Source organism: Bosea sp. 685, from assembly GCF_031884435.1.
GTDB lineage: Bacteria > Pseudomonadota > Alphaproteobacteria > Rhizobiales > Beijerinckiaceae > Allobosea.
The window spans coordinates 4,437,007-4,457,736 of record NZ_CP134779.1 but is presented as its reverse complement, the minus strand read 5'-3'; the positions used below and the strand labels follow the sequence as shown (position 1 = coordinate 4,457,736).

Annotated in this window: 16 protein-coding genes; 12 read left to right on the top strand and 4 right to left on the bottom strand. The window is 66.3% G+C overall.

Going from position 1 to position 20,730, the window contains the following annotated elements; translation table 11 throughout:
• Positions 1-73: 73 nt before the first annotated feature.
• Both RMR04_RS21945 and RMR04_RS21940 read left to right on the top strand, forming a co-directional pair.
• Positions 74-1,504 (top strand): lipopolysaccharide biosynthesis protein, encoded by a 1,431-nt coding sequence (locus tag RMR04_RS21945; protein ID WP_311910521.1) that lies wholly within the window; start codon positions 74-76, stop codon positions 1,502-1,504.
• 194 nt (positions 1,505-1,698) lie between these two features.
• On the top strand, positions 1,699-2,499 hold the full coding sequence (locus RMR04_RS21940) for a L,D-transpeptidase (RefSeq protein ID WP_311910520.1): 801 nt from the start codon (positions 1,699-1,701) through the stop codon (positions 2,497-2,499).
• 98 nt (positions 2,500-2,597) lie between these two features.
• Here RMR04_RS21940 and RMR04_RS21935 read toward each other — a convergent pair whose 3' ends face one another.
• Both RMR04_RS21935 and RMR04_RS21930 read right to left on the bottom strand, forming a co-directional pair.
• The gene (locus RMR04_RS21935; protein WP_311910518.1) at positions 2,598-3,422 is read right to left on the bottom strand and encodes a DUF2076 domain-containing protein; all 825 of its coding nucleotides are present in this window, start codon (positions 3,420-3,422) and stop codon (positions 2,598-2,600) included.
• A gap of 204 nt (positions 3,423-3,626) precedes the next feature.
• Positions 3,627-4,370 (bottom strand): L,D-transpeptidase, encoded by a 744-nt coding sequence (locus RMR04_RS21930; protein ID WP_410492281.1) that lies wholly within the window; start codon positions 4,368-4,370, stop codon positions 3,627-3,629.
• 520 nt (positions 4,371-4,890) lie between these two features.
• Here RMR04_RS21930 and RMR04_RS21925 point away from each other — a divergent pair.
• Positions 4,891-6,957 carry a methyl-accepting chemotaxis protein gene (locus RMR04_RS21925; RefSeq protein WP_311910514.1) on the top strand — a complete coding sequence of 689 codons (2,067 nt, stop codon included), beginning with the start codon at positions 4,891-4,893 and terminating at the stop codon, positions 6,955-6,957.
• A 293-nt stretch (positions 6,958-7,250) separates the two neighbouring features.
• Here the strand turns inward: RMR04_RS21925 and RMR04_RS21920 are convergent, their stop codons facing one another.
• Positions 7,251-7,664 (bottom strand): globin domain-containing protein, encoded by a 414-nt coding sequence (locus RMR04_RS21920; RefSeq protein WP_311910512.1) that lies wholly within the window; start codon positions 7,662-7,664, stop codon positions 7,251-7,253.
• A gap of 129 nt (positions 7,665-7,793) precedes the next feature.
• Positions 7,794-9,188 carry an MATE family efflux transporter gene (locus RMR04_RS21915; protein WP_311910511.1) on the bottom strand — a complete coding sequence of 465 codons (1,395 nt, stop codon included), beginning with the start codon at positions 9,186-9,188 and terminating at the stop codon, positions 7,794-7,796.
• 221 nt (positions 9,189-9,409) lie between these two features.
• Between RMR04_RS21915 and RMR04_RS21910 the strand changes: the two genes are divergently transcribed.
• The 9 genes from RMR04_RS21910 to RMR04_RS21870 all read left to right on the top strand — a co-directional run bounded on the left by RMR04_RS21910 (position 9,410) and on the right by RMR04_RS21870 (position 20,654).
• Positions 9,410-10,873: an amidase gene (locus RMR04_RS21910; protein ID WP_311910509.1), complete on the top strand. Its 1,464-nt coding sequence runs from the start codon at positions 9,410-9,412 to the stop codon at positions 10,871-10,873.
• Between the two features lie 62 nt (positions 10,874-10,935).
• Positions 10,936-12,165 (top strand): Zn-dependent hydrolase, encoded by a 1,230-nt coding sequence (locus tag RMR04_RS21905; protein WP_311910506.1) that lies wholly within the window; start codon positions 10,936-10,938, stop codon positions 12,163-12,165.
• A 203-nt stretch (positions 12,166-12,368) separates the two neighbouring features.
• The gene (locus tag RMR04_RS21900; protein WP_311910505.1) at positions 12,369-13,781 is read left to right on the top strand and encodes an amidase; all 1,413 of its coding nucleotides are present in this window, start codon (positions 12,369-12,371) and stop codon (positions 13,779-13,781) included.
• 221 nt (positions 13,782-14,002) lie between these two features.
• Positions 14,003-15,601 (top strand): ABC transporter substrate-binding protein, encoded by a 1,599-nt coding sequence (locus tag RMR04_RS21895; RefSeq protein ID WP_311910504.1) that lies wholly within the window; start codon positions 14,003-14,005, stop codon positions 15,599-15,601.
• A gap of 186 nt (positions 15,602-15,787) precedes the next feature.
• Positions 15,788-16,729, top strand: a complete 942-nt coding sequence (locus tag RMR04_RS21890) for an ABC transporter permease (protein ID WP_311910503.1) — start codon at positions 15,788-15,790, stop codon at positions 16,727-16,729.
• A gap of 74 nt (positions 16,730-16,803) precedes the next feature.
• On the top strand, positions 16,804-17,658 hold the full coding sequence (locus tag RMR04_RS21885; RefSeq protein WP_311915906.1) for an ABC transporter permease: 855 nt from the start codon (positions 16,804-16,806) through the stop codon (positions 17,656-17,658).
• A 233-nt stretch (positions 17,659-17,891) separates the two neighbouring features.
• Complete coding sequence (locus tag RMR04_RS21880; RefSeq protein ID WP_311910501.1) at positions 17,892-18,827, top strand: N-carbamoyl-D-amino-acid hydrolase; 936 nt, start codon at positions 17,892-17,894, stop codon at positions 18,825-18,827.
• Positions 18,828-18,991: 164 nt separating this feature from the next.
• Positions 18,992-20,158, top strand: a complete 1,167-nt coding sequence (locus tag RMR04_RS21875; RefSeq protein ID WP_311910500.1) for an amidohydrolase/deacetylase family metallohydrolase — start codon at positions 18,992-18,994, stop codon at positions 20,156-20,158.
• A gap of 154 nt (positions 20,159-20,312) precedes the next feature.
• On the top strand, positions 20,313-20,654 hold the full coding sequence (locus RMR04_RS21870; protein WP_311910498.1) for a hypothetical protein: 342 nt from the start codon (positions 20,313-20,315) through the stop codon (positions 20,652-20,654).
• The last annotated feature ends 76 nt before the right edge of the window (positions 20,655-20,730 follow it).

Sequence of the window (20,730 nt, the reverse complement as noted above, 5' to 3'; positions counted from 1 at the left end):
GTGGGACGGCACGATTCCGGCGCTTGCCTGAGTCGAGGGATCCTTGCCGCATTGGCGCCGAGACCGAGACGACATGACCGTCCTGCTGCCCTTCGTCATCAATGCCGGGCTGAACTTCGTCCTCGGTCTGCTCATCGCCTTCTTCCTCGGCCCGGCCGAGTTCGGCCGTTACGCCATAGGCGCGGCCATCATCGTGCTGGTCAATACGGCGCTGCTCGACTGGCTGAGGATATCGGCCCTGCGTTTCTATTCGCTGACGACTCGCGAGACCCAGCCCGAAATCCGCGCGACGCTCGACCTCCTGGTCGCGGGCATCTGCATCTCGCTTTGCGGCCTGCTCGTCGTCGCGGTCGCGGTTGGCATCGACTTCAAATTGCCCGCGATGCTGCTGGCAGCCGCTGTGCTGGCCGGGATCGGCGCCGGGCTGTTCGACTATCACGGGGCGATCGCCCGCGCCCGCTTCCTCGACGCCGCCTATGCCCGGCTGATCATCGTCAAGAACGTCATGGCGCTGATCCTGATGGTCGGCGGGGCCTGGTGGACGCGGGATCCGACCGTGGTGTTGCTCGGCGGCCTGCTCAGCGCCGCGGTCGCACTCCTGGCGGTACGCCGCGCGCTCGCCGATGCACCGCTCTCGCTGGCCGCCGCGCGCAAGGACGTTGCCTGGGGCTTCTTCGTCTATGCGCTGCCGCTTGTCGCCGGCAATGCGATCTATTCCTTGATCCCGCTGCTCAACCGTTCGCTGCTCGCCGATGCGCAGGGCTATGCCGAGGCCGGCTATTTCTCGCTGGCCTCCGATATGGGTTTGCGCCTGTTCGGCACGCTGGGGGCGACACTCGAGATCGTGCTGCTGCGCGAGATCATCCGCCTCGACGAGACGCGCGGCCGGATCGCCGCGCAAAAGCGCATCGCCAAAAACGTCCTGCTCGTGCTGATGGTCGCCTTGCCGGTCGCGGCCGGGCTGTGGATGGTGCTGCCGGCCTTCGACCGCTTGATCGTGCCGCCGAGCTTCCAGGGCCGTTTCGCCAACTACATGGCGATCCTGATCCCGGGCTTCGCCGCGATCACGATCTTCCAGGCCGCCTTCTACCCGGTCTTCCTGATCGGCAAGCGCACCGGCATCGCGACGCTTGCCGCGCTGCTCGGGCTTGGCGTCAATCTCGCGCTCGGGCTCGGCCTGGCGGCGACGCTCGGGCCGGCCGCCTATGCCTTTGGCCAGACGGCGGCCTTCCTGGTCGTGCTCGCGGTGATGGCGACGGCGGCCTTGCGCGTGCTGCCGGTTTTGCCGCCGCTGCGCGATTGCGTCCTGGTCGTGCTGGCGACGGCCGTGATGGCGGCGGTGATCTGGCCGTTGCGACGGCAATTCTCCGCCCCGGTCGAATTGGCCTTGCAGGTCACTGTGGGCGTCGCGGTCTATGGCACACTCATCCTCGCCTGCGACGTCGCGCGCTGCCGCACGACGGCGCGGCTCTGGTGGGCGACCCGGCGAATCCCGCGCAGCTGAGACAGGCCCCTGCGGATGCCTGAGGCGGGAGTCGCAACGCTTCGTTCACCTTGTCCCTTGCCGGATCGCTAAGGTTAATTCGTTGATTTGGCGGGATTAACCGCCTGCCGCGCGCTGTAGAGTCAACGATTCACCATTCCTTCTCCTGCCGCTCGGCAGGCTCTTGGGCAGGTTGATGTCGAGAGAGTTGCATCATGCGTCCAGTCCTTTTCCTGCCGCTCGCCGCCCTTGTGCTGAGCGGGCCGGCCCTCGCCCAGAACTATGCCCAGCCGCTGCCGGGCGATCCGATGGCGACCGCCTCCTCGGGGCGGGGCAATTACGGCGGCGGTTTCATCGAGATGCTGATGACCGGCCGCGACCCGACGCCGATGGGCCGGGGCGGGGCGGTCTATAATCGCCCGGGCGCCTACGCCACCTATGGGCGCAGCGCCCAGGCCGCGGCCTATCCGGCCGATCCCTTCGAGCCCGCGGCCCAGCCGCGTGCGCCCGGCCGCCGCATGGCCGCGCTCGGCGAGCCTGTCGAGATGGAGCGCCCGATCGAGCGCGTCATCGATCCGCGCTTCCGCAAGCAGGAGGTCGCCTATGACGGCCCGCAGAAGCCCGGCACGATCATCATCGACACGCCGCAGCGCTTTCTCTTTCTGGTCCAGCCCGGCGGGCGCGCCTTGCGCTACGGCATCGGCGTCGGCCGCCCCGGTTTCTCCTGGGCGGGCATGAAGACGGTCAGCCGCAAGGCGGAATGGCCGAGCTGGACGCCGCCGGCGGAGATGCTGAAGCGCCGCCCCGACCTGCCGCGTTTCATGCAAGGGGGGCCTGAGAACCCGCTGGGCGCGCGCGCCATGTATCTCGGCTCCACGCTTTACCGCATCCACGGCACCAATGAGCCATATACGATCGGCCAGGCGGTCTCCTCGGGCTGCATCCGCATGACCAATGACGATGTCACGGATCTCTATGAACGCGTCCGTGTCGGCGCGAAGGTCCTGGTGATCTGAGGCGCGCTGCCTTCGAGGGTAGAAAAAGCGAAAGCCCGCCCGGCGCGAACCGGGCGGGCTTCGTGTTTGTCGACGCTGCGCTTCAGCAGCGCGCGCGATCAGGTCCAGCTATCGTCGTCGTCTCCGGCGAAGCTGGAGCCGTCGTCATAGCCCTCATCGGCAGGCGCGTCGGTGCTGGCGTTCTGGTAGTTCGCCGGGTCGGACGAGCCGTCATTGTAGTTCGCGTTGTCGCCGGCATTCTGCGTGCTGGCGGCGTCGTTCTTGGTGGCGTCGGGCGTCGGCGGGTTGAACTTGGCGCTGTCCGAGATCGAGCTCAGATCGGCCGCCTTGGCCGCTCCCGCGCCGCCGCCGTGACCGCCGAAGGCGTTGGTCAGGACATTGCCGAGCACCATGCCGCCGGCGACGCCGGCTGCGGTCGTGAGCGCGCTGGCCATGAAGCCGCCGCCGGCTGGAGCCTGGGGCGCAGCCGCCTGACCGGGCCAGGGGCCGGGCTGGGGCGCTTGCATGCCGGGTTGCATCGGAGCCGCCTGCATCGCGCCGGGCTGCGGGCTGTTCCAGGCCGGGGAGGGTTGCCCCGCCGAGCGCTGCGGAAAGGCAGGCACGGAGCCCGCACGCTGCGGCTCGGGAGCGCGTGGCGCGCCGCCGAAGATGCCAGACAGGAAGCCGCCGGATTGGGGGGCGGGCTCGGCCGGCCGGCTCTGCAGATCGCGGATTTGCGCCTGCAGATCCTCGACCTGCGCCTGCAGGTTGGTCAGCGCTTGTTCCTGCACATAGACGGCCTGCGCCATGGCGTAGGGCGCATAGGGCTGCTCGCGCAGGCGGTCTGAGATGAAGCGCTCAGCCTCGGGGTCGCGGGGCTGGTTGGCCGCCTGTTTCAGGCGGTCGAAAATCCCGGCGATCACGTCGCGTTCTTGCGGCGTCATCGTCATCTCCTCTCGTTCTGGGCGGCGCGGTCGCGCCGCCGCATCAAGAGGTGGTGGGTGCGTGTGACGGTATCAAGGCGGGGGCCAGGAACCGTCAGCTAAAGCGTTTTCGAGCGACGTGGATACCGGTTCGCCCGAAAAAGTGCGGCAAGGCGAAGTCCGAGGGCCATGTCCGATCCTGCCGGATCGGACATGGCCCTGGCCTCACATCGTGTCGGAGGTGAACTCGTCGAAGTTCTCGCCCGGGGCCGGCGTCAGCAAGGTGCCGCGGTTCAGCACGACGACGGTGGTTCCGGTCGGCACCCGGCTGTGCAGGTCGATGATGTCCTGATTGAACATCCGGATGCAGCCGCTGGAGACCGACTGGCCGATCGACCAGGGCTCCGAAGTGCCGTGGATGCGGTACATCGTGTCGCGGTCGCCCTGGTAGAGATAGAGTGCGCGCGCGCCGAGCGGGTTGTCGAGGCCGGCCTGCATGCCGCCGGCCCAGGGGCCGTTCTTCGCCGGATCGCGCGCGATCATCGCAGGCGTCGGGGTCCAGCGCGGCCAGGTTCCCTTGCGGCCGACGGTGGCGCGCCCGCGCCAGGACATGCCCTGCTTGCCGACGCCGATGCCGTAGCGGATGGCACGGCCGTTCTCGCGGACGAGATAGAGGAAGCGGTTGTCGGTATCGACGACGATGGTGCCGGGCCTCTCGCGTGTCGGATACGACACTTCCTGGCGCAGGAACTTCGGATCGACCTCCGAAACATCGGTCGCCGGCAGCGGGTAGGTCTCATCGGGCTGGTCGCCATACATGGCGAGGTATTCGGCGCTGACGCCGGGCGCGTGCGCCGCCTCGAAGGGCTCCTGCCGCGTGCTCACGCAGGCCGCGAGCAGAAGGGGCATTAGCAGCGCCGCGAGGCGCTTGAGGGGGAGGCTGGCGAAGGCGGAGGGCACGAAGGACATTGGATGGGGGCTCGATGCGTGAATCTGGCGGGCGGCGATGAAAACGAAGGAGCGACGCTCAAGTTCCACGCCTTACCCCGATGCCTCTTTCAAGGTGTGCGAGATGGCCGTGGGGTGAACAGTGCGTGGCGAAATTGTGGCGGACACAAGCTGTGACGAATCGGCAACAATCACAATCCCTATACGGGAGTCGATAAGTGACCTGCTATCATTGCGGGAATTCGATGCCTGAGATCGTGCCTGCAGGATACTTCATCGGCTTCGAATAGGCCGAAAAGCGCGAATTTTAAGCGTTTGTTTAGCGATTTCGCTGTGAATCCAATGATGTCGCAACGTCACGGCGACGATCGATGCTCCGGCTTCCGCCATAGAGGCGGCGGGTCGCGCATGGCTCGGATCTCCTGGACGCATTGCGGCAGCGACCATGCCGATGCCTAACCATCTCAAAAAACCGGCTGGGTCAGATGCGCCAGAGATGCGCCCCGATTCGCCGGGCCAACAGGCCGGGGAGGCCGGGTCCTTGAAGTCTATTCGCATCAAGATCGTCGCGATGCTGGCAATCGTCGCAGCCGGCGCCGTCGTCTCCGCCGGGCTCAGCCTCTACGCATTGTCGCGGGCCAATGACCTCAACCAGCGCTCGAGCGTGCAGGGCGACATTGCGCTGCTGACGGAACGGCTCAACGGCATCGTTACCGGCGTGGTGATGGACGCGCGCGGCATCTACATGTCGAAAACCGCGGCGGAAGCCGAGCCTTACGCCAAGGGCATCGAGAGCCGCTTCGGGCAGTTGCGCAAGCTGACCGCCGATCTGAGGCGGCTCGCTCCCGCAGATGAGCGTGTGGCGCAGATCGAAAAAGCGATCAGTGAGTTCATCGCCTTCCGCTCGGAGACCGTCCGCCTTGGCCGCGACGTCTCGACGACGGCGGCGAATGCCCAGGGCAATAACGAGCTCAACCGCGCCAACCGCAAGGCGTTGAACGATATCCTCGTCGCCTTCGGCACGCAGAATGAGACAGCCGGCAATGCGCTAGGACAGGAGGCCGATGCTTTTACGAAGCAGGTGCAATGGATCCTGCCGACCGTGCTGCTGGCGGCGCTGCTGGCGTCACTGGCTGCGGCATTGCTGTTCGCGCAACGCTCGATCACGCGGCCGCTGATTGATCTGGGCGGTGTCATGCAGCGCCTGACCGCCGGCGACACCAAGGTCGACGTGCCCCATGTTGTGCGCCAGGACGAGATCGGCGCGATGGCGCGCGCGGTTTCGGTGCTGCGCGAGAGTACCGAGCAGGTTGCCGTGCTTCAGGAGCAGGAACGCTCGGCATCGGCCGCTCGCTTGGCGCGGGCGCAGTCGATGGAAGCGGTGGTGACGGATGTCGGCGATGTGGTCGCGGCTGCGGCGTCGGGCGATTTCTCGGCGCGGCTGCAGATCGAGCATGCCGACGAGCAGATGCAGAAGCTCGTCGCCGGCATCAACGAGATCAATGCGGTGGTTGATTCAGCCACATCCGAATTCGCGGCCGCCCTGCACGCGGTTGCGGGCGGGGACCTGACCGCCCGGATCGAGACCGCCTATCGCGGCAAGTTCGCCGAGCTCAAGGGCGCGATCAACGAGACGGTCGACCGCCTGTCCTCGACGGTGCGCACGATCCAGACGACTTCTGCGGATGTCGGCTTGGCGGCGCGTGAGATCACCATGGGCGCCGATGATCTGTCCAAGCGCACGGAAGAGCAGGCCTCGTCGCTGGAGGAAACCGCAGCCACGACCGAGGAGCTCGCAGCTTCGGTGAAGGCCTCGGCCCAGGCCTCGAAGCAGGCCGCCGCGATTGCGACCGAGGCGATGCAGGCGGCGCAGTCGGGCGGTGCGATCGCGACCGAGGCCGTGGCTGCAATGGCGCGCATCGAGAGCGCCTCGCAGAAGATCTCCGACATCATCCGGGTGATCGACGACATCGCCTTCCAGACCAACCTCCTGGCGCTGAACGCGGCGGTGGAAGCGGCGCGCGCCGGTGATGCCGGCAAGGGCTTTGCCGTGGTGGCCTCGGAAGTGCGCACGCTGGCGCAGCGCTCGGGCGCTGCCGCCAAGGACATTTCCGGCCTGATCTCCTCGTCGAACGCCGAGGTCGGCGAGGGCGTCAAGCTGGTGCGCCAGGCCGGCGACGCCCTGACCCAGATCCTGGCGGCCTCGCAGAAGGTTGCCGCCACCATCGCCGAGATCTCGGCGGCTTCGGGCGAACAGGCCAACGGCATCGACGAGATGAGCCAGGCTGTCGCCCATCTCGACGAGATGACGCAGGCCAATGCGGCGCTCGCCGAACAGAGCGCAGCCTCGGCCGGTTCGCTCTCGGGCCGCATCGTCCAGCTCAACGACCTCGTCGCAGCCTTCAGGACCGGCCCAGAGGGCGCAGCTGCCTCATCGGCCAGCTACGCCCAGGCTCCGGTGAGGGCCGCCCCGGCCGGTCATGGCTCCGAGCCCGCGCGCCTGCGCAAGCTCGCTGAGGCCGCCTTCGGACAGGCTCCAGCCAGATCCGCCCCAGTGAAGAAGGCCGTCAACAGCCGCGCCAGCGACGCTGGCTGGGAGGAGTTCTGAGAGACCTCTCCGATTGGAAACCTCCCGAGCGCTTATCCTCAGGGGCCGTTCGCTTTCCATCCCCGCGCCGTCATTCCGGACAAGCCGCGTAAGCGGCGCTGATCCGGAATCCATCGAAGGGCGACGCACTCTACGATGGATTCCGGGTCTCCGCTTCGCTGCGCCCGGAATGACGGTGTGTAGATGATCAAGACAGAGTCATTGAAATCATCGGCTTCATCGCGGGCGAGCCTCTCAGAATGACGGCTCAGGACATGTCCAGACAGTCATTGAGGGGCGGGGCGCCTCCTCGTTCACTCCGCGTGGCTCGCTGCGATCATGACGCTGGCGATATCGGCGTAGAGCTGCGTCCAGGCCTGCTCGACGCGCGGCGTGAACGCGTCGCCCAGTGAGGTCCGGAGCGTCCAGATCAAGGCCGCCCCGACACTGTCGTAATGGCTGTCCTTGACGCCATAGCCCTTGTGCTCGCGGCCGAGCTTGCGCAGCAGGATGGCGAGGCCCTCCCTGTCATTGAGCGTGGCGAGGGCGACCGTCAGCGTCTCCATAAGCTTGACGCTTTGCGCCTTGATGTCGCCCTTGAACAAGGGCCTGACCTCGGGCGCGATCTCGAAGAGCCGGTTGTAGAAGATCGTTCCGGTCTCGGCCTTGCGGCGGTGGAGATGGGCGAAGCTGTCCCGGATGCGTTGAACGTCGTCGTCCTTGTACATGACCTGCCTCCCCCAAGGCTGAACGTGCGACGGGGGAATGATAGAGCAGGATGCGAAAAAGTGGGAACCGGTTTTTCGCATTGATCCTGCTCTCACTCTTAGACTGAGAGACGGATCGCGCCGATGCAATCAGAGCGCGGTGACGAGGCCGAGCCTGTCGCGGGCTCGCCAGCGGCCGAGCATCAAGACCGCGACGATGGCGAGTGCGATCGCAAGCCCGATCCAGATGCCGATGCCGGCGAGCGGCGTGAAGAAGCCGAGCGCGATCGAAAGCGGCAGCCCGATCGCCCAATAGCCGAGCCCGGCGAAGAGCATCGGCACCCGTGTGTCGCCGAGCCCCCTGAGGAGGCAGGAGCCGACGACCTGCGCCCCGTCGGCGATCTGGAAGATCGCGGCATAGAGCAGGAAGGACGCGGCCAGCACCGCGACCTCGGCCGCGCCGGGCTTCTCGACATCGAGGAAGGGAACGACGAGCCATTGTGGCGCAAACAGCATGACGAGCGCGGTCAGGGCCATGAAGCCGATGCCCAGCACGAGCGCCGTCGCGCCGGCCCGCGCGACCCCGTCCTGGTCGCCGGCGCCAAAAGCCCGGCCGACCCTGACCGTGGCGGCCTGGCCGATACCCATCGGCACCATGAAGGTCAGCGAGGCGATCTGGATCGCGATCGCATGGGCCGCAAGCGAGGCCGGGCCGATCAGCCCCATCAGGAAGGCTGCTCCGTTGAAGATCACCACCTCGAAGGCGAGCGTCGTGCCGATCGGCAGGCCCATCCGCCAGAAGGCCCGGAAACGCGGCCAGTCCGCGACCCAGAAGCGGCCGAACAGGCGGTAGCGGCGGAAGCGGCGGTCGAAGCTGACGACCAGGCTCAGGCCCAACATCATCAGGGCCGAGGACAAGGCCGTCGCCAGCCCCGAACCCGGCAGGCCGAGCGCCGGGAAGCCGAGCCGGCCGAACATCAGGCACCAATTGGCCAGCGCGTTGAAACCGACAGCGAGCAGGACGACGACGAAGGCGGCGAAGGGGCGTTGCAGCGAGGCGACGAAGCCGCGCAGCACGAGAAACAGAAAGAACGGCAGCAGGCCCCATTGCAGCGTCCGCACATAGGAGGCGGCGGCCTTCGCCAGCGCCGCGTCCTGGCCCATCGCGCGCAGGATCGTCTCGGCCTGCCAGAGGAACAGCCACATCGGGCCGACCAGCACCAAGGCGGCCCAGAAGCCCTGCCGCACGGTGCGGCGCAATTCGCGCACGGCGTGGCGATTGCGGCCGAGTTCGATCGAGATCATTGGCGACACGGCCGCCATGACGCCGATGCCGAAGATCAGCACGGCCATGTAGAGATTGGAGCCGAGCGCGCCCGCGGCCAATGCGTCGGGGCCGAGATGGCCCATCATCATCACATCCGTCGCCGTCATCGCCGTCTGCGCGACATTGGTCAGCACCAGCGGCCAGCTCAACGCGAGCATGGCCCGGGTCTCGTTGAGCCAAGGGGCGGTCTGGCGGAACGGGAGGGCGAGGTCTGACATGGGGCGTCGCTTCTAGGGCATCGGCCCGAAAAGTGGGAACCGGTTTTCGGGACAAGCCGATGCAAGTACCTGCCTTGGACTGCGGGGGACAGCCGCCTGCACGCCGGGCCGCCCCGCGTGATGCGCCCTCCGCACGGGCTCTGCCCGGAAACGCCGCTGGCGGGGCGCGCGGGCTGCGGCCATCATCGACCCGATTCTTCCCGGCAGGAGACAGGCCAGGCATGCCAGATACAGTCAGCACTGCGGCGACCAGCGACATCGTGGCGCTGGATGCGGTCGCGCTTTCGCAGGCGATCCATGCGCGAAAACTCTCCTGCGTGGAGGTGATGGCGGCTTTCCTCGACCAGATCGAGCGGCTGAACCCGCGCGTCAACGCAATCGTGGCGCAGCGCGAGCGCGGCGATCTGCTGAAGGAGGCGGCCGTGCTCGATGCCGAGCTTGCGGCCGGCCATTCGCGCGGCTGGATGCATGGCTTTCCGCAGGCGATCAAGGATCTCTCTGCCGCCAAGGGGTTCGCGACCACGCAGGGCTCGCCGCTGTTCAAGGACATCATCGCGCAGACCGATGCGATCTTCGTCGAGCGGATGAAGGCCGCCGGCTCCATCATCATCGGCAAGACCAACACGCCCGAATTCGGGCTCGGCTCGCAGACCTTCAATCCGGTCTTCGGGGCGACGCGCAACGCCTATGACCAGAGCAAGACCTCGGGCGGCTCCAGCGGCGGGGCCGCGGTGGCGCTGGCGTTGCGCATGCTGCCGGTGGCCGATGGCAGCGACCATGCCGGTTCGCTGCGCAACCCCGCCGCCTTCAACAATGTGCTGGGCCTGCGCCCCTCCTATGGCCGGGTGCTGTCGGGCACGGATGAGGTCTTCATCCCGCAATTGGGCGTCGCCGGGCCGATGGCGCGTAAAGTCCGCGATCTCGCGGCGCTGCTCGCGGTTCAATCCGGCTATGATCCGCGCGTGCCGATGTCCTTGCGGGAGGATCCGGCGATCTTTCTCGGGCCGCTGGAGCGCGACGTCACAGGCTTGCGGATCGGCTGGCTCGGCGATCTCGGCGGCCATCTGCCGATGGAGGAGGGTGTTCTGTCCCTGTGCCGGCAGGCCCTGGCGGCGTTCGAGGACATGGGCGCGGTTGTCGAGGATGTTGCGCTCGGCTTCGATCCGGAATCGATCTGGCAGGCCTGGCTGACGCTGCGCGCCTGGCAGGCGGGCTCGGGCCTTGCCCCCGTCTATGCCGATCCGGCCCAGCGCGACCTGCTCAAGCCCGAGGCGCGCTGGGAGGTCGAGCAGGGGCTCAAGGTCTCCGCCTTCGAGGTGATGCAGGCCTCGGGTCTCCGCTCGCGCTGGTACCAGCATCTCCAGGGGCTCTTTGGACGCTACGACATCCTGGTCCTGCCCAGCGCCCAGGTCTTTCCCTTCGCGGTCGAGACGCCATGGCCCAGGGAGATCGCCGGCCGCGCTATGGATACCTATCACCGCTGGATGCAGGTGGTGATCCCGGTGACGATGTCGGGTTGTCCGGCGCTCAGCGTGCCTGCCGGCTTCAATGCGGCGGGCCTGCCGATGGGCATGCAGCTCTGGGGGCCGAACCAGTCCGAATTGCTGCTGCTCCAGGTCGCGCAGGCCTATGAGGACGCGACCGGCTGGGTCGACAGACGCCGGCCCGGCTTGCTCGGCGGTTGAGCGGCTTGCATCTTGCCTAGGCTGAGCGCAGCGGCGATGGCCTTCACGGAGACTTGAGACGAATGAGCAGTAATCTGCGGATCGATGGCGCGCGGCTGGTGTCGCGCCTGACGGCGCTTTCGATGATCGGCGCGACGCCAGAGGGCGGCTGCCGGCGCCTGGCCTTGACCGATGAGGATAAGCAGGGCCGCGATTGGCTGGTCGGGCAGATGCAGGCGCTCGGGCTCGCGGTGAAGATCGACGCGATCGGCAATATCGTCGGCGTCCTGAAGGGGCAGCAGGAGGGGCCGGCCGTCATCATGGGCTCGCATATCGACACGGTCGGCACCGGCGGGCGTTTCGACGGCGCGCTCGGCGTCATCGCCGGCGTCGAGGTGCTGGCGGCGCTACGCGACGCTGGCCTGACGCCCAAGCGCGACATGGCGGTGATCGCCTTCACCAATGAAGAGGGCGCACGCTTCCACCCCGACATGCTCGGCTCCTATGTCTGGGCCGGCGGCATGAGCGTTGCGGCCGCCCATGCGGAAGTCGATTCCGAAGGCGTAGGTCTCGGCGCCGAGCTCAAGCGCATCGGCTATGAGGGACAGGAAAAGCCGGGCTTCCTCAAGGCGCATGCCTATCTCGAATTGCATATCGAGCAGGGGCCGGTCCTCGAGAGCGAAGGCGGCGGGCTTGGCGCGGTCACCGGCATCCAGGGAATCTGCTGGCTCGAACTGACGCTGAAGGGTCGGCCGAGCCATGCCGGCACGACGCCGATGGCCTATCGCAAGGATCCAGGCCTGGCGGCGGCGCGGATCAACATCTTCGCCAATGAGTTGACCAAGACGATCCCCGGGCAGCTCGCCAATTCCGGCGTCATCCGCGTCCAGCCCGGCAACGTCAATGTCGTGCCCGAAACCGTGGTGATGTCGCTCGATCTGCGCAACCCGCTCGACGCGCCGCTGGCTGAAGCCGAGGCGGCGGTCCGCGCCTTCTGCACTGAGCTGTCGGAGCGCGACGACATTCAGATCTCGATCCGCGATCTCGCCCGTTTTCCGGCGACGCCCTTCACCGAGGAATTGATCGCCAGCGTCGAGCAGAGCGCGGCCGAATTCGGCCTGCCGATCCGGCGGATGATCTCGGGCGCGGGGCATGACGCGCAGATGATGTCGCGCCTGTGCCCGACGGCCATGGTGTTCATTCCCTCGATCGGCGGTCTCTCGCACAACCCGGCCGAATTCAGCACCGATGACGACATGGTCGCCGGCGCCAATGTGTTGCTCAGCGCCGCCTGGCGCGCGGCGAATGCGTAGCACCATGACAGCAATCTCTCAGCCTCTCCGTCATCCCGGGCAAGCCGCCCTCGGGTCCGATCTTTGATCGGCCCAAGGACAGGCTCCGCGGCACCGAACCGGGATCCATCGGAGGGCTCCGGAGCTCTACGATGGATCCCGGGTCTTGCGCCCGGGATGACGAGGAGGTTCCAATGCTCATGACTTGAAGGACAGGCCACCTCATGACCGACATCGCCTCTTTGTCCGCCGCCGAACTCCAGCCCCTCTATGCCAGCGGCGAGCTCTCTCCCGTTGAGGTGACGAAAGACGCGCTCGCGCGCATCGAGCGCTTCGAGCCCGAGGTCAACGCCTTCACCGTGCGCGACGACAAGGTCACGCTCGCCATGGCGCAGGCGGCCGAGGCGCGTTACCTCAAGAAAGAGCCGCTCGGCCCGCTCGACGGCGTGCCCGTCACCATCAAGGACAATATCGGCGTTGCCGGCTGGTCGATGCGGCGCGGCTCGGCCGTGGGCTCGGACGCGCCCTGGCCCGAGGATGCGCCCGCCACCGCCCGGCTGCGCGAGGCGGGTACGGTCTTCCTCGGCAAGACGACGATGCCGGAATATGGCTGGAAGGGCGTCGGCGATTCCCCGCAATCGGGCATCACGCGTAATCCCTGGGGCACCGGGACGGGCCCGGGCGGCTCGTCGTCCGGTGCTGCCGTCTGCGCCGCACTCAATCTCGGCTGCATCCATATCGGAACGGATGGCGCAGGCTCGGTCCGCATTCCTGCCGCCTTCACCGGTGTGGTCGGGCTGAAACCCACCTATGGCCGTGTGCCGGCCTTCCCGGTCTCGACCATGGGCTTCCTCGCCCATCTCGGCCCGCTGACGCGCACCGTGACCGACACGGCGCTCGCCATGAACGTGATCGCCCGGCCCGATGCCCGCGACATGACGGCGGTGCTCGACGAGCCCCTGGACTATGTCGCCGGCCTGCCTGGCGGCGTGAGGGGCCTGCGCCTCGCCTGGTCGCCGAAGCTTGGCGGCGATGTCGCGGTCGATCCCGAGATCGCGGCGCTCACGAAAGCGGCAGCGATGGCGTTCAAGGAGCTTGGCGCGACGGTCGAGGAGGTCGATCCGGGCTTTGCCGACCCGATCGAGACCTTGATGACGTTGTGGGGGGCGGGAGCAGCACTCGCCTTGCGCAATGCCGGCCCCGACGACCGCAAGCGGATGGATCCCGGCCTCGTCGCGGTGGCGGAAGCTGGCGAAAAGGTGTCGGGCACGGCCTATGTCGATGCGCTGCTCACCCAGCGCAATGCGCTTGCGCACCGCATGGCGCAATTTCATGCACGCTTCGATCTGCTGCTGACGCCGACGCTGCCCTTGCCGGCCTTCGAGGTCGGGCGGGACACCCCCGCCCATGGCGGCTATGGCGAGGACTGGACGCGCTGGACCCCGTTCACCTACCCCTTCAACATCACGCAGGCGCCGGCGATTTCGCTGCCTTGCGGGCTGACGAAAGCCGGCTTGCCGGCGGGCCTGCAGATCGTTGGCGCTTTCGGGCGTGATGCACTGGTTTTGCGCGCCGCGGCGGCCTTCGAATTTGCAAGGCCTTTTGCGCGGGTCGATGCGCCGATCAAATCGGTTTAATCCCCTAATTCGCAATTTTCTGCCCGCAGCGCTGCGGGGCGGGCAGAGATTGCCGAATTCCGTGCGCTTCCGGCGGTTCAGTCCCGTTTGGCACGAAGTCTGCAAGCTGCCCGCCGGCCAAGAAGGGCCGGTCAAGCGTGTTGTCAGCGCAGAAGTTTTCTGCCCAAACTCGCGCCAAGGTCGCCCGCGCAGAGGTTGCCGTTACAGGGGAGAGTGAGTGCATGGATCGCAGGACATTTTTGAAGACCGCCGTGGGGACGGGCGCCCTGGCGGCCTCGGGCGGATTGGCCATGCCGGCTCTGTCGCAAAGCGCGGCGGCCAAGACCCTGCGCTTCGTGCCGCAGGCCAACCTCGCCAATTTCGATCCCATCTGGGGCACGCAATATGTCGTGCGCAACGCGGCCGCCCTGGTCTGGGACACGGTCTATGGCATCGATTCGAAGTTTCAGCCGCAGCGCCAGATGGTCGAGTCGGAGACGGTCTCCGCCGACGGGCTGGTCTGGACCTTCAAGCTGCGCCCGGGTCTCAAATTCCATGACGGCGCGCCGGTCACCTCCAAGGACGTCGTCCAGAGCCTGAAGCGCTGGCAGGCCCGCGACCCGATGGGCCTGATGATCAAGGCGATCGAGGTCGAGCTCGCCCCGATCGACGACATGAGCTGGAAGTGGACGCTCAACAAGCCTTACCCGAAGATGCTGCTGGCGCTGGGCAAGAACAACGCGCCTTGCACCTTCATCATGCCCGAGCGCATCGCCAAGACCGATCCGTTCACGCAGATCACCGAATATATCGGTTCGGGCCCGATGAAGTTCATGCGCAGCGAATGGGTGCCCGGCGCCAAGGCGGTGTTCGAGAAGTTTGCCGATTACGTGCCGCGCTCGGAGCCGGCTGACTGGCTCGCCGGCGGCAAGAAGATCCTGGTCGACCGGATCGAATGGGTCATCATCCCCGATCCGGCGACGGCCTCGGCCGCGCTGCAGAACGGCGAGGTCGACTGGTGGGAGACCCCGCTGTCGGACCTCGTGCCGGTGCTCAAGGCCAACAAGAACGTCAAGGTCGATATCGGCGATCCGCTCGGCAATATCGGCGCCTTCCGCATGAACCATCTCTTCCCGCCCTTCAACAATGTGAAGGTGCGCCGCGCGGTGCTGACCGCGCTGAACCAGGAAGACTACATGCGCTCGATCGTCGGCGACGACGACAAGCTCTGGAAGAACTTGCCGAGCTATTTCACCCCCGGCACGCCGCTCTACACCGAAGAGGGTGGCGACATCCTGAAGCAGCGCAATGTCGACGCGGCCAAGAAGCTGCTGGCGGAATCCGGCTATAATGGCGAGCCCGTGGTCTGCGTCGTTGCGCAGGACATGGCCGCCACCAAGTCGATGGGCGACGTCACCGCCGAGCTGCTCAAGAGCATCGGCATGAAGGTCGATTTCGTCGCCACCGATTGGGGCACCGTCGGCGCACGCCGCGCCCAGAAGACGCCTCCCGGCCAGGGCGGCTGGAGCATGTTCCACACCTGGCATGCCGGCGCCGACTGCATCAATCCCGCCGCCTACACCGCCATCCGCGCCAATGGCGACAAGGCCTGGTTCGGCTGGCCCAATATCCCGGCTGTCGAGACCGAGGTGACCAACTGGTTCGACGCCAAGGACATGGCCGAGGAGAAGACTGCGATCGCCAAGCTCAACAAGGCTGCGATGGAGGAGGTCGTCTACGCCCCGACCGGCTTCTATCTCGGCTACCAGGCCTGGCGGTCGAATCTCTCCGGCGTCACCAGCGGCCCGCTGCCATTCTTCTGGGGCGTGTCGAAGGCCTGACGGCAGGGGCAGCTCTCGCGGCTGCCCCGTCCATCCCGGACGAGCGGCAAAGCCGCGCCGAGCTGGGATTTATCGCAGGGTGCCGGCGCTCCCCAGGAGCCCGGCACTCCCCTGGACATAAGCCGCCGGAATGGCGGCTCGCGTTGCAACAGTTCTGATCGACCATAACCAAGGCTAAGCGCCAGAATGCTCGCTTTCATCGTCAGACGGATCATCACGACCATACCGGTGATGGCCTTCGTCGCCCTGTTCGTCTTCTCGCTGCTTTACATCGCGCCGGGCGATCCCGCCGCGGTGATCGCCGGCGACCAGGCCTCGCCGGCCGATGTCGAGAGGATCCGGGCCAGTCTGGGTCTCGACCGGCCCTATCTCATCCGCTTCGGGGAATGGTTCTACCATGTGCTCCAGGGCGATCTCGGCACCTCGATCTTCACCTCGCTGCCGGTGACGCAGCTCATCGCCCAGCGCATCGAGCCGACGGTCTCATTGATGCTGCTGACGCTGATCTTCGCGGTCGTCGTCGCCGTGCCGATGGGTGTGGTTGCGGCCTGGAAGGCAGGCTCCTGGATCGACCGCTGCGTCGTCGGCTTTGCCGTGTTCGGCTTCTCGGTTCCGGTCTTCGTCGTCGGCTACATGCTCGCCTATGTCTTCGCCCTGAAGCTCGATTGGGTGCCGGTGCAGGGCTATACGCCGATCTCGCAAGGCATCTGGCCCTGGTTCAAGAACCTGATCCTGCCCTCGATCACGCTTGGCTTCGTCTATATCGCGCTGATCGCGCGCATCACCCGGGCGACCATGCTCGAAGTGCTGCAGCAGGACTATGTCCGCACCGCCAGCGCCAAGGGCGTCGAACAGCGCAACGTGCTCTTCGTGCATGCTCTGAAGAATGCGGCGGTTCCGGTGATCACCATCATCGGCATCGGCGTGGCGCTCCTGATCGGCGGCGCCGTCGTCACCGAGAGCGTCTTCGCCATTCCAGGCCTGGGGCGGCTGACGCTGGATGCGATCCTGCGGCGCGACTACCCCGTGATCCAGGGCGTCGTGCTGATCTTCAGCTTCGTCTACGTCCTGGTGAACCTGCTCGTGGACCTCATCTATACTCTGGTCGATCCGAGGATACGGTATTGACAGCTCAATCCAGCACCATCGCCGCGCCGCTCGCGGCTCCCGCCGTCAGCGAGATTTCGCCGCCCGAGTCTGTCTTGTCGCCCGAGTCTGCCTTGTCGCCCAAGAAGCGTTCCTATCTGCGCAAGCACCCTGCCGTCACGGTCGGCGGCGTCTTGCTGCTGCTGATGATCCTGGTCGCGATCTTCGCGCCCCTGCTGTGGACCGTCGATCCCACCGCGATCGCGACCTCGCGGCGCACGCGCGTGCCCTCCGAGCTCTACTGGTTCGGCACCGACATGCTCGGGCGCGACATCTATTCGCGCGTCACCTATGGCGCGCGGGTCTCGCTGCTGGTCGGCTTCAGCGTGGCCTTCCTGGCCTCCGTCATTGGGCTGGCCGTCGGTCTCTTCGCCGGCTTCGTGCGCTGGGCCGACGGCATCGTCATGCGCATCATCGACGGCATGATGTCGATCCCGCCGATCCTGCTCGCCATCGCGCTGATGGCGCTGACGCGCGGCTCGGTCCAGAACGTCATCATCGCCATCACCATCGCCGAGATCCCGCGCGTCGCCCGCCTGGTGCGCAGCGTCGTGCTGTCCTTGCGCGAGCAGCCCTATGTCGAGGCGGCGATCTCGCAAGGCGCTCGCGTGCCGCGCATCATCTTCCGCCACATCCTGCCCAATACGGTCGCGCCGATGATGGTGCAGGCGACCTATATCTGCGCCAGCGCCATGATCGTCGAGGCGATCCTGTCCTTCATCGGCGCGGGCGTACCGCCCTCCACCCCGTCCTGGGGCAACATCATGGCCGAGGGCAGGGCGCTCTGGCAGGTCAGGCCGCATATCATCTTCTTCCCGGCGCTGTTCCTCTCGATCACCGTTCTCGCGGTCAACCTGCTCGGCGACGGCTTGCGCGACTCGCTCGATCCGCGCCTGGCCAAGAGCCTCTGAGACCATGCCTGACATGTCGGCCGGGGCCGGCGCCATATGGCGCACGGCGGGGCTAGAGCATCGGCCCGAAAAGTGGGAACCGGTTTTCGGGGCAAGCCGATGCGTCGTCATTGCTCCTACGGGACTGAGTCTTGCGGGACTGAGCAAGGCGGCGGCGACACCGCCGCCTCTGAGGCGACACATGCCGCAACGCATCGCGGCACGGTCTGCCGTTGGCCCGGGGAGAGCTTGACGTGAGCCGTATCCTGACCGTCGCCGCGGCCCAGCTCGGGCCGATCCAGCGTGACGAGAGCCGCGCCTCGGCGGTTGCCCGCCTGATCGAGCTGATGCGCCAGGCCAAGGGCCATGGCGCCGATCTCGTGGTTTATCCCGAGGCCGCGCTGACCGCGTTCTTTCCGCATTGGTGGATCGAGGACGAGGACGAGATCGACAGCTATTTCGAGAGCGCGATGCCCGGCAACGAGACCGCACCGCTCTTCGCCGAAGCCCAGCGCCTCGGCATCGGCTTCCATCTGGGCTATTGCGAGCTTGCCTTCGAGGAGGGCCGCAAGCGCCGCTTCAACACCGCGATCCTGGTCGACAAGACCGGCGCGATCGTCGGCAAGTACCGCAAGATCCATCTGCCCGGCCATCCCGAGCATCGTCCCGACGCGCCGTTCCAAAATCTGGAGAAGCGCTATTTCGAGACCGGCAATCTCGGCTGGCCGGTCTGGCGCGCGATGGATGCCAATCTCGGCATGATGATCTGCAATGACCGGCGCTGGCCCGAGAGCTACCGGTCGATGGGCTTGCAGGATGTCGAGCTGATCGTGCTCGGCTACAACACGCCCAAGCACAACCCGCCGGCGCCCGACCATGACCGGCTCGGCAACTTCCACAACCAGCTCGTAATGCAGGCCGGCGCCTATCAGAACGCGAGCTGGGTCGTCGGCGTCGCCAAGGCGGGGCTGGAGGCTGGCGTCGACCAGATCGGCGGCTCCTGCATCATCGCGCCGACCGGCGAGGTCGTGGCGCAGGCCGTGACCGAGGGCGACGAGCTCGTTATCGCCCGCTGCGACATGGATCTCGGCAAGAGCTACAAGAACTCCACCTTCAATTTCGCCAAGCACCGCGAACCGCAGGCCTATGGGCTCATCGTCGAGCGCAAGGGTGCTGTGGGACCAGTGTGATGGCTGCGCGATTTCCAACGTGTCATCCTGGGCGGCCGAAAGGTCGTCCCGAGATGCGTTATAGGGCTCAGCGCCCTATGATGGATCCCGGCGCTCCGCTTCGCGCCGGCCTGGATGACGGCGCTCTATCTCCTTTATGTCGAACGTGAAGGCCTGCAACTGAAATGACCCATGATCTCATCCTCAAGGGCGGTCGTGTCATCGACCCTTCGCAGAAGCATGACGGCGTGCTCGACGTCGCCTTCACCGACGGCAAGGTCTCCGGCTTCGGCAAGGATCTGAAGGGCGCCAAGGAAATCCGCGACGTTTCCGGCTACATCGTCACGCCGGGCCTGATCGACCTGCACACCCATGTCTATTGGGGCGGCACCTCGCTCGGCATCGACGCCGACGAGTTCTGCCGGGCGTCCGGCGTCACCACCTCGGTCGACACCGGCTCGGCTGGCCCCGGCAACTGGCCGGGCTTCCGCAAGCATGTCATCGAGAGGAGCCAGGCCCGCATCCTGGCTTATCTCCATGTCTCGCATGCCGGCATCTACGGCTTCGACCACCGCGTCATGGTCGGCGAGAGCGGCGATCTGCGCCTGATGAACCCGATCGACGCCGTCGCGGTCGCCGACGCCAACCGCGACCTCATCGTCGGCATCAAGGTCCGCGTCGGCCTGCACGCCTCGGGCGATCAGGGCACGGTGCCGCTCAACATCGCGCTGCAGGTCGCCAACGAGGTCGGCATGCCGCTGATGTGCCATATCGACCATCCGCCTCCGTCCTATGAGGAGGTGGTGAACATGCTGCGGCCGGGCGATGTGCTCACCCACGCCTTCCGCCCCTTCCCGAATGCGCCCTGCACGGCGCAGGGCACGGTCAAGCCCGAGGTGCTGGCCGCCCGCAAGCGCGGCGTCATCTTCGATATCGGCCACGGCAAGGGTTCGTTCTCGTTCAAGACGACGCGCGCCATGCTGGCCAATGGTTTCGAGCCGGATGTGATCTCGTCCGACGTGCACAAGCTCTGCATCGATGGCCCGGCCTATGACCAGGTCACCACCATGTCGAAGTTCCTCCTCATGGGCATGAGCCTGAACAACGTCATCGCCGCCTCGACCGTGAATGCCGCGATGGCACTGAAGCGGCCCGAATACGGTTCGCTCAAGGTCGGCTCGCTCGGCGACGCGACGATCCTGACCGTCAAGGACGGCAAGTTCGACTATGCCGACGTCACCGGCGAGCACATGACCGGTGACAAGAAAATCTTTTCCGAGGGCGTGGTGCTGAAGGGCGCCTGGTGGCACCCCAAGCGCACGAACAAGTTCAAGAAGGTCGCGGCCTCCTGAGCGCGGGTTCCCGCCGCGGCCCATCCAGAGCGTTTTCGAGCGAATTCGATCGGAAATGGCTCCAGAGCGTTGCCTCTTTCGCATTCGGACGGTTCCGTCCGAATGCGACCTGATCTATGGGTGTTGGGTCTCCCTGAGCCGACGGAGGATTCTGATGCTGAGGAATCGAAGTGGCCTTGTTGCCGTGACCCTGTTTCTGTTGTCGTCCCCGGCCGGGGCGGACGACCTTGATGTTCTGCAAGGGAAATTTGCGTTCAACTGGCATGCAAATCCTGGCCGCCAAAAATGCGTCAAGGTGGCGGGGCCGTTGCTGACCAGTTTCAAATCGACCGGGTATCGGTGTGATCTGACCGCGCAATCGAATACCTCCTCCGGTGCAAGCGCCCGCACATGCACCGAGGTGAAAGGTCAAAATCCAAAAGAATATCTGGTTTTCGACACGCTGCGAGCCTGCGAGCGCGAGCGGAAGACACAAGAGTCGAATGGCGAAGGTTGATTTTCTCTCTGCGAGGAGAAGGCGCCCTTCGGCCGGACTGCATGCGTTTTCAGCGCGAGGGCCGTTCTTGCACCGG

Coding starts and splice junctions, on each gene's coding strand:
- RMR04_RS21945 (WP_311910521.1), top strand. CDS start 74: ATGACCGTCCTGCTGCCCTTCGTCATCAATGCCGGGCTGAACTTCGTC.
- RMR04_RS21940 (WP_311910520.1), top strand. CDS start 1,699: ATGCGTCCAGTCCTTTTCCTGCCGCTCGCCGCCCTTGTGCTGAGCGGG.
- RMR04_RS21935 (WP_311910518.1), bottom strand. CDS start 3,422: ATGACGCCGCAAGAACGCGACGTGATCGCCGGGATTTTCGACCGCCTG.
- RMR04_RS21930 (WP_410492281.1), bottom strand. CDS start 4,370: ATGTCCTTCGTGCCCTCCGCCTTCGCCAGCCTCCCCCTCAAGCGCCTC.
- RMR04_RS21920 (WP_311910512.1), bottom strand. CDS start 7,664: ATGTACAAGGACGACGACGTTCAACGCATCCGGGACAGCTTCGCCCAT.
- RMR04_RS21915 (WP_311910511.1), bottom strand. CDS start 9,188: ATGTCAGACCTCGCCCTCCCGTTCCGCCAGACCGCCCCTTGGCTCAAC.
- RMR04_RS21910 (WP_311910509.1), top strand. CDS start 9,410: ATGCCAGATACAGTCAGCACTGCGGCGACCAGCGACATCGTGGCGCTG.
- RMR04_RS21905 (WP_311910506.1), top strand. CDS start 10,936: ATGAGCAGTAATCTGCGGATCGATGGCGCGCGGCTGGTGTCGCGCCTG.
- RMR04_RS21900 (WP_311910505.1), top strand. CDS start 12,369: ATGACCGACATCGCCTCTTTGTCCGCCGCCGAACTCCAGCCCCTCTAT.
- RMR04_RS21895 (WP_311910504.1), top strand. CDS start 14,003: ATGGATCGCAGGACATTTTTGAAGACCGCCGTGGGGACGGGCGCCCTG.
- RMR04_RS21890 (WP_311910503.1), top strand. CDS start 15,788: ATGCTCGCTTTCATCGTCAGACGGATCATCACGACCATACCGGTGATG.
- RMR04_RS21875 (WP_311910500.1), top strand. CDS start 18,992: ATGACCCATGATCTCATCCTCAAGGGCGGTCGTGTCATCGACCCTTCG.
- RMR04_RS21870 (WP_311910498.1), top strand. CDS start 20,313: ATGCTGAGGAATCGAAGTGGCCTTGTTGCCGTGACCCTGTTTCTGTTG.